This is a genomic window from Tateyamaria algicola (assembly GCF_047715485.1).
Classification (GTDB): Bacteria; Pseudomonadota; Alphaproteobacteria; order Rhodobacterales; family Rhodobacteraceae; genus Tateyamaria.
Window position 1 is genome coordinate 36728 of sequence record NZ_CP180419.1, and the last position, 14800, is coordinate 51527.

Genomic DNA, 14800 nt, shown 5'->3' on the forward strand with positions numbered 1-14800 from the left:
AGATCATTCCCCCGGAACCAAGGTTGCATCATTCATCTCTGCCCCGCGCATCACCGACGCAGCCATCACAGCCGCGGCAAGGAACAGGACAGCTTCAAGCGTGAACACCGACGCGTAGGCGACGGCATCCGGCAAAATCAAACGGGTGAGGTCGAGCATACCCGTGGCCACCAACCCGGCCAGCCCGGCGGCAATCGCCTGCGCAGCCCCGAAAACACCCATGCGGGTGCCGGTGCTGCGCGCATGCGCGGCAGCCAGTTGCATCATCGACCCGACGGCCCCGACCACGAACAACCCATTGCCCAGACCCAGCACAACCGTGCTGGGCACCAGCGGCAGGCCCGCGCCCAGACCCAGCAGGCCAGCGGCGGAAATCACGCAACCCATCACGGCCCAGAACCGCAGCGAGCCAAGGCGCATCTGCGACAGGATACCCGCCCCGATCATGCCCATCAGCGCGGCCCCGTCCTTGCCGCCGGAAAGCTTGGTGCTGTCCTCAGGGCTCAACCCGTGGATATGCCCGGCAAAGGGCTCAAGGATCAGTTCGGACAGGTAGAACGCAAGGATCGACAGGAATACGAAGCCGGTAAAGCGGCGCGCAACAGGGTCATCCCAAGTCTGGCGCAACGCGATTTTCAGCGGTGTGTCGTCCCGCTCGACCACCCCGGTGGCGCGCGCCTCGACACCTGCCGTGGCAAGGACGGACAGGACAAAGGCGATGACCACAACCACCGCGACCACGGATACCAAACGCGCGGGGCTGTAGGGCTCCAGCGCGATGCCGGTGCCGATGGAGGCCGCAATCGCGCCCGCGATCAGGAACAGCCAGGCGGTGGTGGCCACCCCGCCCTTGCGCGCACCGGACGCGCTGGCCAGCAAGGCCAGAAACGACGTGCCCGCCGCACCGATCCCCAGACCGATGGCAATATAAGAGACAAGCCAGACAACCAACGCCATGGGCACGGATGCCTCGGCCACCGAAATCCCCCAAGCCGCGCCCAGAACGCCCGCCCCCGTGACAGCCATACCGCCCAGGATGAACGGCGTCCGCCCACCCTTCACATCCGACCGATGCCCCCAGACGGGACGCGTCAACTGCACACCGTAGTGCAGCGCGACCAGAAGGCCGGGCAGCAGCGCAGGCAGCGCCAGCTCGACCGTCATCAGCCGGTTGAACAGGTTGACCGGCAGCGCGGCCAGCCCACCAATCGCGGCATTGACCAGACACAACCGCACCAACATGCCCCACCCTACCGTCATGTGAGACCTCGCAAGGCAAAGGCGGCAATCATCATGCCAGAAACATAAAGAAGGACACCCGTCCCGTTATACCACGGCGCCTTGGCGCGGGGATCGCGGAACATGATCGTCATGGCCCAGAATTGCAGCACCAGCACCAATGCGACCCCGGCGGCATGGACGGGTCGATCCCAGAGGGTCAGCAGCGCAATCACCACCGCCTGTGGCACCGCCATCATCCAGCAGGCCACCTGTGCCGCGCGGCGCGGGCCCAGCGTGACAGGCAGCGAATTGACGCCCATCTGGCGGTCGCCCTCCAGCGCCTTGAAATCATTCAGCGTCATGATGCCATGCGCGCCCAACCCATAGAGCAGTGCAATCACCAACACTTCGGCGCGCGGCGCACCGGCGCTCAGCACTGCGGCACCGGTGACCCAAGGCAATGTCTCGTAACTCAGGCCCACCAGGCCCGGCCCCCACCAGCCCGACCGTTTCAGACGGACAGGCTCGGCGGAATAGGCCCAGGCGGCGGCAACCCCAACAAGGGTTGCGGCAAAGCCCCATGGCCCCAACTGCCAGCCCACAAACAGCGACAGCGCCGACATGGCCAGCGCAATCCACAGACCCCAGCGGCCCGGAATGCGGCCCGACGGGATCGGCCGGTCGGGTTCGTTGATGGCGTCCACGTGGCGGTCGCACCAATCATTGGCCGCCTGGCTCATCCCACAGACAATCGGACCGGCCAGCAACACGCCCAAAAGCACAAGATGCCACTGCCCCGCAGGCGATGCGCCCGAGGCGATGACACCGCAGACATAGGCCCACATCGGCGGAAACCACGTGATCGGCTTGATCAGACGCAGGGCCGCCGCGGGCTCGGGATATCGGCGCACTGGTAAAGTAGAGCTGACAGTCATGTGTCAACTATGGCTGACACTTTGAGTCGGTGCAAGGGTGACGGCCCTCAGCCGTCCTTGCTGAGCAACCCGAATTTGCGGAGCTTCACATACAGCGACTGACGCGACAGGCCCAGCATCTCGGCGGCGGCCACACGGTTGTTGCGGGTCAGGTTCACCGCCGTCTCGATGCACATCTTTTCAACGACATCCGTGGTCTCGGCCACGATCTCCTTGAGCGAGGCAGAACCGACAAGGTCCATCACGTTGCGGCCCGGATCGGGCAGCGTCTCACCGCCGGTATCGGCCTTGCGCACAGCCTCAAGACGACTGACATCGCGCAGGATCAGGGCAACGGCGGGGTTCTCGGGGTCTTCCAGGCGGGTCGCGGACACCTCGACCGGAATGCGCGCCCCCAGATCATTGACCAGACGGGTCGCATAGACACGCATCTGGCCCGCCTTGGCGGCATTGTCCAGCAGCACACCCATGTCGATCTGACCACGGGCCATGAAATCGGCGAGCGAAGCACCGACGATGTCGCTCAGATGGGCGGCGCCAACAAGGTCGAGGAAGGCGTCATTGACGGACAGGACAGTGCCGCGCGGGTCCATGAACACGATGGAATCGGACGTCGTGCGAAACAGGCTGATGGCGTGACTGGCCGAGGCGTCGGGCTGGGCCGCAGCGGCCGCATCCTCGCCAATCAGGCGACACATCAACACCCGCTGCCCGGCGGCGCGGAATACAACGGGGTGCACGGCCAATGTCTGACGGGTGCGCGTGGCGCGCACCGTGACGGGGCCTGCATCCTCCGACAGGGTCGCGTTCATCAGGCTTTCGGTCAGCTCACCGCCCGAACGGTCCGAAAACAGGCTGGCAAAGGTCGCACCGGCCAGGGCCTCGGGCTTGAGACCCAACAGGGCCGCCGCACGGTCATTGGCATCCTCGACACGACCCGTCTGGGCGGACACAAAGACAACGGCATCCTCCACATGGCCCATGACCACGCGGTAGCGCGTGTCGAACTCGCGGCGCGCCTCATAGCCCTGCTCAAGCGCGATCTGCGCCTGCACCAGCTGCTGCTGCGTCTCCGCAATGGGGCGCAAGTCGCGGCCCAACAGCAAAACGGCGTTCTCCTGGCCAAAGCGATGGAAGGTGTAGCGCACGGGATACTGCCACACCGCATTGTCGGAATGGTTCAGTTCCAGCGGCTTCTTGGGCACGGAGCCCGCCAGATAGGCCGCATGGGCCTGCTGGAACTTGCCAATGCTCTCTTCGGTCAGGAACTCGACAACCGGGCGGGTCTCCCAATGCTTGAGATTGCCGAAACTGTCATCCTGCTTGTTGATCAGCACCGACAGGATCGTGCCCTCGGCAGACACCACAAGCGCAATGTCGGACGCCGCGGCAATGATGCTGCTCAGGAATTGCGGTTCGATCAGCGGCACGGCGCCGCTTGACCAGAAACTACTGCCGCCGGTTGTCATCTCCGGCCCAACGCTTTTTGGCGCTTCGTGCAGAAGCCGACAACATCTGTTGCTGTGTTTGTCACAAGATCGACGCCTGTTTTATCGCGTATCCCATCTGCATTCCCACGGATCGGCCCGCCCAATGCAATGACAGGCGCCGGATCGACAGACGATCTAATCTTTTTAACGGTTCTGGTGGCAGTTTCAAGCACAGCAATCCGTGAACAGGACAACAGCACCATGTCCGGCTGATCGCACACGACACGCGACACGATCTGGCGCGGCGTCTCGTTGATCGACAGGCTGACTTCGCAGCCCAGACGGCGCAATTGCGCGGCAACCACGCTGGCACCCAGGAAATGCTGCTCGCCCTCATGCACCACCACCAGCGCATGCAGCGCACCGTCGGGCACATGCCCAACGCGCGACAAGCCCAGCGAGGCCTCGGCCAGCAGGGCCTGCAGGCGCAGGGCGCCAACCGTCACACCGGCAAAATCCATGTCCGAACTCAGCCACATCTCGCCCAGACACTCGGCAGCCTGTGGAATATAAAGGTCGATGACCGCATCCAGCGTCAGACGGAACCCGCGCAGCTCGTCCAGCACACGCACCGGATCGAACGGGCCAGACGCCACAACCGCGCGCACCAGATAATCCACGGCAATCTGGCGCGCTCCAGCGGCACTCACCGTCTGGCGCTCGCACAGCATCGTGATCACCTGGGCCGCCAGCGGAGACAGGTCCGCTGCAGGCTCAAGGGAAGAGCGTGCCATTCCGTATGGATCGTCTTGCGCCATTCAAAACCTCGTCCCGTTACAACGTAACGAACGACTCTGGCGCGTCAGAGTCGCGGATACGCCTGAAATTCTCTGCCTCAGCACCCTAAATGTCAACTGAATTTGACAGTTCAAGAGCGGCCAAACGCCGAGTGTTTCCAGCGTCAGATCAATTAACAACTGAAAACAAGTGCTTTGTGGCAAATCAGCGGTCGGATGGCCAGCGCAATTTGCCAATCGTCCTGACAGACAGACTGTAACTTTTAATTGACACTTTTCCCCTCTGAGCAATAGTTTCGTTACATACCGCCAAGGGAGAGGCTTTCTGCACATGTCCACCCGGACACACCCCCATCATGCACCGGCCGGTCTTTACACCCCCGAAGAACGCGCGCGGCGTGATGCAACGATCTGGACCCCGGTTCAGGGCGTGCTGGCGCCTGTGCAATTCGTGGTCTTTCTGGTCTCGCTCGGCTTCGTGCTGCGCTACCTCTGGACGGGTGCGGGATACGAGGTGGCAACCTGGTCCATCGTGCTCAAGACGGGGGTGCTCTACCTGATCATGGTCACCGGCGCGATCTGGGAAAAAGTCGTTTTTGGTCAGTACCTTCTCGCGCCCGCCTTCTTCTGGGAAGACGTGTTTTCCTTCCTCGTGATCGGGCTGCACACCGCCTATCTCTGGGCGCTGTTTTCCGGCGCGCTGGACCCGGTTCCGTTAATGTGGCTGGCGCTGGCGGCCTACGCGGCCTACGTGATCAACGCGGCCCAGTTCATCCTGAAATTGCGCGCCGCCCGATTGCAGGCCGCCACCACTCAAGGGGCCGCCGCATGACCGAACTCCCACGCCTTCCCGCCCAGGGCGGTTGCCGCGATACGCCGATTCTCAAACAGCGCGGCCAACGCGAGGTGTTCTGCGGTCTGACCGGAATCATCTGGCTGCACCGCAAGATGCAGGATGCGTTCTTCCTCGTCATCGGGTCGCGCACTTGCGCCCATCTGCTGCAATCCGCTGCCGGTGTGATGATTTTTGCCGAACCGCGCTTTGGCACGGCGATTCTCGAGGAAACCGACCTCGCAGGCCTCGCCGATGCGCAGGACGAACTCGACAAGGTGGTGAACGAACTGCTGGCGCGCCGCCCCGATATCAAGCAGCTTTTCCTCGTCGGCTCCTGCCCCTCAGAGGTGATCAAGCTGGACCTGGCCAAGGCCGCCGAGCGTATGAGCCAGACGCACGCACCCCATGTGCGCGTGCTGAACTTCTCCGGTTCCGGCATCGAAACGACCTTTACTCAGGGCGAAGACGCATGTCTGGCCTCCATGGTGCCCGTCCTGCCCAAAACGGACGAACGCCAACTCCTCCTTGTCGGCGCCTTGCCGGATGTGGTCGAGGAACAGGCCATCGGCCTTTTGGAGGCGATGGGCATTGGCCCGATCCGGGTGCTGCCCGCGCCCCGCGCCACGGATGACCTCGGCGTTGGCGAAAACACCGTCTACGCTCTGACCCAACCCTTTCTCGGCGACACCCATGACGCGCTCACACGGGCCGGGGCACGCCACTTGCCCGCGCCCTTCCCCTTCGGCGAAGAGGGCACAACCCAGTGGCTCGCCGCCATCGCCGCAGAATTCGGCGTGTCCCCCGACCTTTTCGAACAGGTCACCGCAGCCCCGCGCGCCCGTGCCCGCAAGGCCATCGCCCAAGCGTCCGAGGCGCTCAACGGCAAATCGATCTTCTTCTTCCCCGACAGCCAGCTCGAAATCCCGCTGGCCCGCTTCCTGACCCGCGAATGCGGGATGGAGGCGATCGAGGTGAGCGCCCCCTTCATCCACAAAGGCATCGTCGGGCCCGACCTCGACCTGCTGACCGCAGGGCCCACCATCTCCGAAGGGCAGGACGTCGATCTGCAACTCGACCGCGCCAAGGCGGCCAAACCCGACCTCACGGTCTGCGGCCTCGGCCTCGCCAACCCGCTTGAGGCCGAAGGGCTCGCCACCAAATGGGCCATCGAACTGGTGTTCACGCCCGTGCACTTCTACGAACAGGCCGGCGACCTCGCGGGCCTCTTCTCCCGCCCCATCCGCCGCGCCGACCTCCTGAAACTGGAGGCGACATGACCCTTCATTGTTCCAAAAATATGCAAATGGACGGCTGCACATGAAGCTCACCGTCTGGACATATGAGGGCCCGCCCCATGTCGGCGCCATGCGCGTCGCCACAGGCATGCGCGGCCTGCACTATGTGCTGCACGCGCCGCAGGGCGACACCTATGCCGACCTGCTGTTCACCATGATCGAGCGGCGCGACCACCGCCCGCCGGTGACCTACACCACCTTCCAGGCCCGCGATCTCGGGGCCGACACGGCCAACCTGTTCAAGACGGCGGCGCAAGACGCCTATGACCGGTTTCAGCCGCAGGCGATCATCGTCGGGGCCTCCTGCACGGCCGAGCTGATCCAGGACGACCCTGGCGGCATGGCCGAAACCATGGGCCTGCCCGTGCCGGTGATCCCGCTGGAACTGCCCAGCTACCAGCGCAAGGAAAACTTCGGCGCGGACGAGACGTTCTTCCAGATCGTCAAGACGCTGGCCAAGCCGATGGAACGCACGAAACAGATCACCGCGAACCTGATCGGCCCCACGGCCCTCGGCTTTCGTCACCGCGACGACATCCAGGAAGTCACCGCGCTGCTGTCGGACATGGGGATCAGCGTGAACGTGGTCGCCCCGATGACCGCGACCCCCGCCGATATCGCCCTTATGGGGGCGGCGCATTTCAACGTGTTGATGTATCCCGAAACCGCTGAAAGTGCCGCGCGCTGGATGCAGCGCGAACTCGACCAGCCCTACACCAAAACAGTGCCCATCGGCGTCGGCGCCACCCGCGATTTCATTGACGAAGTGGCCGCAATCACCGGGCGTGACGCCTATCTCGACACCTCCCGCCTGCGCCTGCCCTGGTACTCCAAATCCGTGGACAGCACGTACCTGACGGGTAAGCGCGTGTTCCTCTTTGGCGACGGCACCCACGTGCTGGCTGCGGCCCGCGTGGCGCGGGACGAGATGGGTTTCGACGTCGTCGGCATGGGCTGTTACAACCGCGAAATGGCCCGCCCCGTGCGCGCGCTGGCCAAGGACTACGGGATCACCGCGACCATCACCGACGACTATCTCGAGGTCGAGCGCGTGATCGAGGCGCTGCAACCCGAGATGATCCTCGGCACCCAGATGGAACGCCATATCGGCAAGCGGCTCGGCATCCCCTGCGCCGTCATCTCGGCCCCCGTCCACGTGCAGGACTTCCCCGCGCGCTATTCCCCCCAGATGGGGATCGAGGGCGCCAATGTGCTCTTTGACACATGGGTGCACCCGCTGGTCATGGGGCTGGAAGAGCACCTGCTGCACATGTTCCGCGAGGATTTCGAATTCCACGACGCGGCAGGCCCCTCGCACCATGGCGGCCACGCGCCAAACCCGACCGATGCAGGGGGGCCAGCCCCCAGACCCCCCGGAGTTTGTCTGGCAAGATGAAGGAGCAAATCGGCACAGCCGAGGTCATCTGGCTCGATGATGCAGAGCGGGAGCTGAAAAAGATCCCCTTCTTTGTCCGGGGCAAGGCGCGCCGCAACACCGAGAGCTTTGCCGCAGAACGCGGCGTCGCCCAAATCTCCGTCGACACCCTGTACGAAGCGAAGGCCCATTTTGCGCGATGAAACTGGCATAACAGGGCGTCTGCCCGGCTACCGCGTGGTCATCATCACGCTGGACAGCCATGCCGCGGGCCCTGCGCAGCGCGCGATGGAGGCGTTGACCGCCGACTACCCGGGCCTTGATCTGCAAATCCACGCCGCCGCCGAATGGGGCGAAACCCCCGGCACGTTCGAGGCCGCCGAAGAGGCGGTGCAACACGCCGATATCGTAATCGCCAACCTGCTGTTCCTTGAGGAACACGTGGCGCGCATCCTGCCCGCCCTAAAGGCGCGGCGCGATCACTGCGACGCCATGATCGGCGTCGTGGCCGATGCCGAGGTGGTCAAGCTGACCCGCATGGGCACGCTTGATATGCAGGCCCCGCCCTCGACCATGGGCAAGCTGATGAAACGGCTGCGCGGGTCGTCCAAACCCTCCACCGAAAGCGGCGCCAAGAAGATGGCGATGCTGCGCCGCCTGCCCAAGATCCTGAAATTCATCCCCGGCAAGGCGCAGGACCTGCGGGCCTGGTTCCTGGTCATGCAATACTGGCTGGGGGGGTCCGACGACAATGTGCGGGCGATGATCCAGTTCCTGCTCAACCGCTATGCCACTGACACCGGCTGGGCCGATGCGCCCGAGGCAGCGGCCCCCATCGACTATCCCGACACCGGGCTCTACCACCCCGACCTGCCCCAGCGCATCACCACCGACCCCGCCGATGTTCCCGGGCCCAAAGGGGCTGCGATCACGGTGGGCCTCGTCATGCTGCGGTCTTACGTTCTGGCCGGGGATACGGCCCATTACGACGGCGTGATCCGCGCGTTCGAGGCGCGCGGCATGCGGGTGCTGCCCGCCTTTGCCGGTGGCCTTGATGCCCGGCCGGCGGTCGAGACCTATTTCATCGGTCAGGTCGACGCGCTCGTGTCGCTCACCGGCTTCTCCCTTGTCGGCGGGCCGGCCTATAACGACAACGTCGCCGCCATCGACATGCTGGCCGCGCTCGATGTGCCCTACCTTGCCGCCCATTCGCTGGAATTCCAGACCCTGGGCCAATGGGCCGCCAGCAGTGGCGGTCTGGGCCCCATCGAAACCACGATGCTTGTCGCCCTGCCCGAACTGGACGGGGCCGCCTGCCCCACCGTCTTTGGCGGGCGTCTGGGGCCAGAGGGCTGCGCGGGATGCGGCCAAAGCTGCCGGGCCGGGATCGAGCCCAAGGCCATGGTGCCCTGCCTCGAACGCATCGACAGCCTTGCCGAAAAGACCCAACGCCTCGCCACCCTGCGGCGCAAGGCGAACGCCGACAAGAAGGTGGCGATTGTCCTCTTCGGCTTCCCGCCCAATGCGGGGGCCGTGGGCACAGCCGCCTACCTGTCCGTTTTCCAAAGCCTTTTCAATACGTTGCACGAGATGAAGGCGCGCGGTTATTCCGTCGATGTTCCTGCATCGGTGGACGCCCTGCGCGCCCAGGTGATCGAGGGCAACGCCGCCCAATACGGGCAACAGGCCAATGTGGCCGCCCATGTGGACGCCGACACCATCGTGCGCACCGCCCCCCATCTGGCTGAGGTCGAGGCCGTGTGGGGCCCGGCCCCCGGGCGCATCCAGTCCGACGGGCGCGGTGTCTTTGTGCTGGGCGCGGACCTCGGCAACATCTTTGTCGGTGTGCAGCCTGCCTTTGGCTACGAGGGCGACCCAATGCGCCTGCTCTTCGAGAAAGGGTTCGCCCCGACCCATGCCTTCACCACCTTCTACCTCTGGCTGCGCAACAGCTTTGGCGCCGATGCGGTCCTGCATTTCGGCATGCATGGCGCGCTGGAATTCATGCCGGGCAAACAGGCCGGTGTTGGCGGGCAGGACTGGCCAGACCGCCTGATCGGCGAGATGCCCAACATCTACCTCTATGCTGCCAACAACCCGTCCGAGGCGTCGCTGGCCAAGCGCCGCTCGAACGCGGTGACCATCACGCATCTGACGCCACCCTTGGCGCAATCGGGGCTCTACAAAGGGCTGGCGGAGTTGAAGGATTCCCTGACCCGCTGGCGCGAGATGGGCACAGATGACCCTGCCCGCGTCGAGATCGAGGCGCTGATCGGCGAACAGGCCGAAGCGGTCGATATGAGCGGTGTGTCCGCCGATGCGCTGTGGCTGAAACTGCTCGAAACCGAGGACGCGCTGATCCCGGACGGCCTACACGTTGTGGGCGACACGCTCACGGACACGCAGCGTGCCGAGTATCTGGGCGTGATGCCCCATGCCGACGACGAGGCCCGCGCCCGCGTGGACGAGATGTTGCAGCAGGAAACCGAGCTGGGCGCGCTGATGACGGCGCTTGATGCCCGCTACATCCGTCCCGTGCCCGGTGGTGATCTGATCCGCTCGACCGAGATCCTGCCCACGGGCCGCAACATCCACGCCTTTGACCCGTTCCGCATGCCCACGGCCTTTGCCTGCCGCGACGGCGCGAAACAGGCGCAACTGCTGCTCGACACGCACCCCACCCTGCCCCGCTCGATCGCGCTGGTGCTTTGGGGGTCGGACAACATCAAGTCCGATGGCGGGCCGATTGCACAGGCGCTGGCCTTGATGGGCTGCACGCCGAGGTTCGACAGCTTTGGCCGTCTGGCCGGGGCGGACCTGATCCCGCTGGCCGAGCTTGGGCGCCCACGGATCGACGTGATCATGACCCTCTCGGGCATCTTCCGCGACCTGTTGCCCCTACAAACCCGCATGCTGGCCGAGGCGGCGCTGAAATGCGCCGAAGCCGATGAGCCGCTCGATCAGAACTACATCCGCGCCCACGCGCTAGCCTATGCAGAGGCGCAAGGCGTCGATCTGGCCACCGCCGCGCTGCGCGTCTTCTCCAACGCCGAAGGGGCCTATGGGTCGAACGTGAACCAGCTGGTCGACAGTTCCGCCTTCGGAGACGAGGACGAGCTGGCGGACGCCTATGAGAACCGCAAGAGCTTTGCCTACGGGGTCGACGGCAAGTCGGCCGCCAACCCCGCCCTGCTGCAAAAGGCGCTGGCGGATGTGGAAGTCGCCTACCAGAACCTTGAATCGGTCGAATTGGGTGTGACGAGCGTCGATCACTATTTCGACACGCTGGGCGGCATTGCCCGCGCGGTGAAACGCGCCCGCGGGTCCGAAGCAGCCGTCTATATCGGCGACCAGACGCGGGGCGCGGGCAAGGTGCGCACGCTGCGCGACCAGGTCGCGCTGGAAACCCGCAGCCGCGCGCTGAACCCGAAATTCTTTGAAGGGCTGTTGAAGCACGGCGCCGAAGGCGTGCGCCAGATCGAGGCGCATGTGACCAATACCGTCGGCTGGTCGGCCACCACCGGGCAGGTCGACGAATGGGTCTATCAGCGGATTTCCGAAACGTTCGTGCTGGATGACGAGATGCGCCAGCGCATTGCCGACCTCAACCCCACCGCCTCAAGCCGTATGGCCAACCGCCTGCTGGAAGCCTCCGACCGGAACTACTGGGCGCCCGATGCCGACACGCTGGCCGCATTGCAAGACGCCGCCGACGCACTCGAGGACAAGCTGGAAGGGATCGCTGCTGAATGACCCGTTTGACCCAGATCGTACGTAGGAGCCTCCGGCGGGCATATTTTTGGAACAATGAAGGGCCAGTCACCCTTCTGGAAAGGAGGGCCACATGAGCCCACTCGACAGACAACCCCCCGCCTTGCGCGGTCAGGATGGTGAAGGATCGGTGCAGGTGCACCAGGATGCCGACGCCAAGATCGAAGGGGCCAAGGTCTTTTCCGTCTACGGCAAGGGCGGGATCGGCAAATCGACCACCTCGTCCAACCTCTCGGCGGCCTTTTCCATGCTGGGCAAGCGCGTGCTCCAGATCGGCTGCGACCCGAAACATGACAGCACCTTCACCCTCACGGGGATGCTGCAACCCACCGTGATCGACATCCTGAAAGAGGTCGATTTCCACCCCGAAGAGCTGCGCCCCGAAGATTTCGTCTCCGACGGGTTCAACGGCGTGAAATGCGTCGAGGCGGGCGGCCCCCTGCGGGGACAGGCTGTGGCGGCTATGTGGTGGGCCAGACGGTCAAACTGCTGAAACAGCACCACCTGCTGGAAGAGACCGACGTCGTGATCTTTGACGTGCTGGGCGATGTGGTCTGCGGCGGGTTCGCCGCCCCCTCCAGCACGCCGACCGGGCCCTGATCGTGACTGCCAATGATTTCGACAGCATCTACGCGATGAACCGGATCATCGCCGCCGTGCAGGCCAAGTCGAAGAACTACAAGGTGCGCCTGGCCGGATGCGTTGCCAACCGATCCAAGGAAACAAACGAGGTCGACCGCTATTGCGACACCGTCGGCTTCAACCGCATCGCGCATATGCCCGACGTGGATGCCATCCGCCGCTCGCGTCTCAAGAAAAAGACGCTGTTCGAGATGGATGACGAGGAAGACATCGTGCGCTGCCGCGCCGAATACATCCGCCTCGCGCAACTGCTTTTCGACGGAACCGAGGGCCTCGCACCGGCCCCCATGGAAGATCGCGACATATTCGAACTGCTTGGATTTGATTGATGGATCGCACCGCCCCTCATAGCACCTCCTTGCCCGACCGCGCCAAACGGTCGGACAAAAAGGGCTATGACCAAACCCGTGCGCGGGTCGAAACCTATTTCGACCGCACCGCGACCAAGACTTGGGAGCGTCTGACCTCGGACGCGCCCGTCTCGCGGATTCGCGAGACCGTGCGCGCGGGCCGGGACCGTATGCGCGACCTGATGCTGAGCCGCCTGCCCGACGATCTGCGCGGCGCGCGGGTGCTCGATGCGGGTTGCGGCCCCGGCATGGTCACGATCGAACTGGCCAGGCAGGGCGCGACCGTCACTGCCGCGGACATCTCGCCCCAACTGATCGACATCGCGCAACTGCGCCTGCCCCATGACCTGCAAAATCAGGTCACCTTCCACGCAGGCGACATGCTGGATCCGAAACTGGGCCAGTTCGACGCCGTGATCGCGATGGACAGCCTGATCTACTATACCGCCGACGATATCGGCACTTCGCTGGCCGCGCTCGAAAAACGGGTCAGCGGCCCGATCATCTTTACCGTTGCGCCGCGCACCCCGGCCCTGATGGCCATGTGGTATGCGGGCAAGGCGTTCCCCCGCTCTGACCGCTCGCCCGTCATGATCCCGCATGCGCATCCCAAACTGGCCCGCGCCGCCAAGGCCCAAGGCGTGCGCCGCATGCTGCGCCCGGTCGAGCGTGTCACCTCCGGCTTTTACATCTCCGAAGCGATGGAGCTGCGCGCATGAGCCACCTCAAGCAACTCTCGCTGAAATACATGCCCTTTGCGGATGCCGCCTCGGACGATCTGCCGATTGCGCAACTGCTGCGCCTGTCGCTGTTCCAGGTGTCCGTGGGTATGGCCAGCGTGATGTTGCTGGGCACGCTCAACCGCGTGATGATTGTCGAGCTGTCACTGCCTGCGATGATCGTTGCCGTGATGATCGCGCTGCCGGTGCTGATTGCGCCGTTCCGCGCGCTGCTGGGGTTCCGCTCGGACACGCACAAATCCTCGATTGGCTGGAAACGGGTGCCCTATATCTGGTTCGGCTCGCTCTGGCAGTTTGGCGGGCTGGCGATCATGCCCTTTGCCCTGCTGGTGCTGGGCGGCGATGTCTATCACGAGGTGCCGTTCGCGGGCGAGATCCTCGCCGCCCTTGCCTTCCTGATGACCGGGCTTGGCCTGCACATGACACAGACCGCCGGTCTGGCGCTGGCCAGCGACCGCGCCACGGATGAAACGCGGCCCCGCGTGGTTGCCCTGCTCTATGTGATGTTCCTGATCGGCATGGGGATTTCGGCGCTGATCATCGGCGGACTTCTTCGCAATTACAGTGACTTGACCCTGATCCGCGTGGTGCAGGGATCGGCCGTTGTCGGCGTCCTGCTGAACCTCGTCGCCCTGTGGAAGCAGGAAAGCGTGCGGCCCATGACCAAGGCCGAGCGGGCAGAACCGCGCCCGCTCTTTCGTGAGGCATGGGCCGATTACATGGATGGCGGACAGGCCGGGCGGCTCTTGGCGTGCGTCTTCGTGGGTACCATGGCCTTCAACATGCAGGACGTGCTGCTGGAACCCTATGGCGGCGAAATCCTCGGGCTGTCTGTCTCGGCCACGACACTGCTGACCGCACTTTGGGCGGCGGGCGCGCTGTTCGGGTTCATCTGGGCGGGCAAGCGCCTTGCGGCAGGCTCCAATCCCTACCGGCTGGCGGGTGGGGGCATTCTGGCCGGCATCTGGGCGTTCTCCCTCGTGATCTTTGCCGCGCCCATGCAGGCGAACGGTCTGTTTTACGCAGGCGCCACGCTGATCGGCTTTGGCAGCGGCCTCTTTGCCGTTTCCACGCTGACGGCCGCCATGACCATGCCCGCACGCGGCACCGCCGGGCGCGGCCTCGCGCTGGGGGCCTGGGGCGCGGCGCAGGCGACTGCGGCAGGGCTTGCCATCGCCTTGGGCGGCACCTTGCGCGACTGGATCGGGGCCGTGGCCCAATCCGGCGCCTGGGGCGAGGCGCTGAACACGCCCGCCACCGGATACTCTTTCGTCTATCACACAGAGATTGGCCTTTTGTTCGTCACTCTCGTCATCCTGGGACCGCTCGTGCGCACTTCGGCTCCCCTCACCCAAGCCGGGAAACGGCAGCCCATGGGGCTGGCGGACTTCCCCACATGACTTGTCCAG

Annotated in this window: 9 protein-coding genes and 3 pseudogenes; 8 read left to right on the top strand and 4 right to left on the bottom strand. The window is 64.6% G+C overall.

Going from position 1 to position 14800, the window contains the following annotated elements; genetic code table 11:
- Window positions 1-3: 3 nt before the first annotated feature.
- The 4 genes from ACMHLQ_RS00500 to ACMHLQ_RS00515 are packed head-to-tail and all read right to left on the bottom strand — an operon-like array spanning window position 4 to window position 4380.
- Window positions 4-1260 (bottom strand): MFS transporter, encoded by a 1257-nt coding sequence (locus ACMHLQ_RS00500; RefSeq protein ID WP_415400720.1) that lies wholly within the window; start codon window positions 1258-1260, stop codon window positions 4-6.
- Window positions 1257-2156 carry a chlorophyll synthase ChlG gene (gene chlG / locus ACMHLQ_RS00505; protein WP_415400721.1) on the bottom strand — a complete coding sequence of 300 codons (900 nt, stop codon included), beginning with the start codon at window positions 2154-2156 and terminating at the stop codon, window positions 1257-1259. The genes ACMHLQ_RS00500 and chlG overlap by 4 nt, the downstream gene beginning before the upstream one ends.
- Window positions 2157-2203: 47 nt before the next feature.
- The gene (gene ppsR, locus ACMHLQ_RS00510) at window positions 2204-3625 is read right to left on the bottom strand and encodes a transcriptional regulator PpsR (RefSeq protein WP_415400722.1); all 1422 of its coding nucleotides are present in this window, start codon (window positions 3623-3625) and stop codon (window positions 2204-2206) included.
- Window positions 3622-4380 carry a B12-binding domain-containing protein gene (locus ACMHLQ_RS00515; protein WP_415400723.1) on the bottom strand — a complete coding sequence of 253 codons (759 nt, stop codon included), beginning with the start codon at window positions 4378-4380 and terminating at the stop codon, window positions 3622-3624. Before ACMHLQ_RS00515 ends, ppsR begins: the two co-directional genes overlap by 4 nt.
- Before the next feature lie 334 nt (window positions 4381-4714).
- Here ACMHLQ_RS00515 and bchF point away from each other — a divergent pair, with 334 nt between their 5' ends.
- The 8 genes and pseudogenes from bchF (at window position 4715) to ACMHLQ_RS00555 (ending at window position 14791) form a co-directional block, all read left to right on the top strand.
- Complete coding sequence (gene bchF / locus ACMHLQ_RS00520) at window positions 4715-5215, top strand: 2-vinyl bacteriochlorophyllide hydratase (protein ID WP_415400643.1); 501 nt, start codon at window positions 4715-4717, stop codon at window positions 5213-5215.
- Window positions 5212-6495, top strand: coding sequence for a ferredoxin:protochlorophyllide reductase (ATP-dependent) subunit N (locus ACMHLQ_RS00525; RefSeq protein WP_415400644.1), 1284 nt, complete (start codon window positions 5212-5214; stop codon window positions 6493-6495). Before bchF ends, ACMHLQ_RS00525 begins: the two co-directional genes overlap by 4 nt.
- Before the next feature lie 40 nt (window positions 6496-6535).
- A pseudogene (gene bchB, locus ACMHLQ_RS00530) lies at window positions 6536-7840 on the top strand (ferredoxin:protochlorophyllide reductase (ATP-dependent) subunit B); the annotation flags it as partial.
- A gap of 89 nt (window positions 7841-7929) precedes the next feature.
- A pseudogene (locus tag ACMHLQ_RS00535) lies at window positions 7930-8091 on the top strand (ferredoxin:protochlorophyllide reductase (ATP-dependent) subunit B); the annotation flags it as partial.
- Window positions 8081-11641 (top strand): magnesium chelatase subunit H, encoded by a 3561-nt coding sequence (locus tag ACMHLQ_RS00540; RefSeq protein ID WP_415400645.1) that lies wholly within the window; start codon window positions 8081-8083, stop codon window positions 11639-11641. The pseudogene ACMHLQ_RS00535 and the gene ACMHLQ_RS00540, both read left to right, overlap by 11 nt.
- A gap of 91 nt (window positions 11642-11732) precedes the next feature.
- Window positions 11733-12630 (top strand): annotated as a pseudogene (bchL, locus tag ACMHLQ_RS00545) (ferredoxin:protochlorophyllide reductase (ATP-dependent) iron-sulfur ATP-binding protein).
- Window positions 12627-13370: a magnesium protoporphyrin IX methyltransferase gene (gene bchM, locus ACMHLQ_RS00550; RefSeq protein WP_415400646.1), complete on the top strand. Its 744-nt coding sequence runs from the start codon at window positions 12627-12629 to the stop codon at window positions 13368-13370. The pseudogene bchL and the gene bchM overlap by 4 nt, the downstream one beginning before the upstream one ends.
- Window positions 13367-14791 carry a PucC family protein gene (locus tag ACMHLQ_RS00555; protein ID WP_415400647.1) on the top strand — a complete coding sequence of 475 codons (1425 nt, stop codon included), beginning with the start codon at window positions 13367-13369 and terminating at the stop codon, window positions 14789-14791. The genes bchM and ACMHLQ_RS00555 overlap by 4 nt, the downstream gene beginning before the upstream one ends.
- Window positions 14792-14800 lie beyond the last annotated feature (9 nt).

Bases quoted from the DNA above. Each gene is read 5' to 3' on its own strand.
- ACMHLQ_RS00500 (WP_415400720.1), bottom strand. From the start codon at position 1,260: ATGACGGTAGGGTGGGGCATGTTGGTGCGGTTGTGTCTGGTCAATGCC.
- chlG (WP_415400721.1), bottom strand. From the start codon at position 2,156: ATGACTGTCAGCTCTACTTTACCAGTGCGCCGATATCCCGAGCCCGCG.
- ppsR (WP_415400722.1), bottom strand. From the start codon at position 3,625: ATGACAACCGGCGGCAGTAGTTTCTGGTCAAGCGGCGCCGTGCCGCTG.
- ACMHLQ_RS00515 (WP_415400723.1), bottom strand. From the start codon at position 4,380: ATGGCACGCTCTTCCCTTGAGCCTGCAGCGGACCTGTCTCCGCTGGCG.
- bchF (WP_415400643.1), top strand. From the start codon at position 4,715: ATGTCCACCCGGACACACCCCCATCATGCACCGGCCGGTCTTTACACC.
- ACMHLQ_RS00525 (WP_415400644.1), top strand. From the start codon at position 5,212: ATGACCGAACTCCCACGCCTTCCCGCCCAGGGCGGTTGCCGCGATACG.
- ACMHLQ_RS00555 (WP_415400647.1), top strand. From the start codon at position 13,367: ATGAGCCACCTCAAGCAACTCTCGCTGAAATACATGCCCTTTGCGGAT.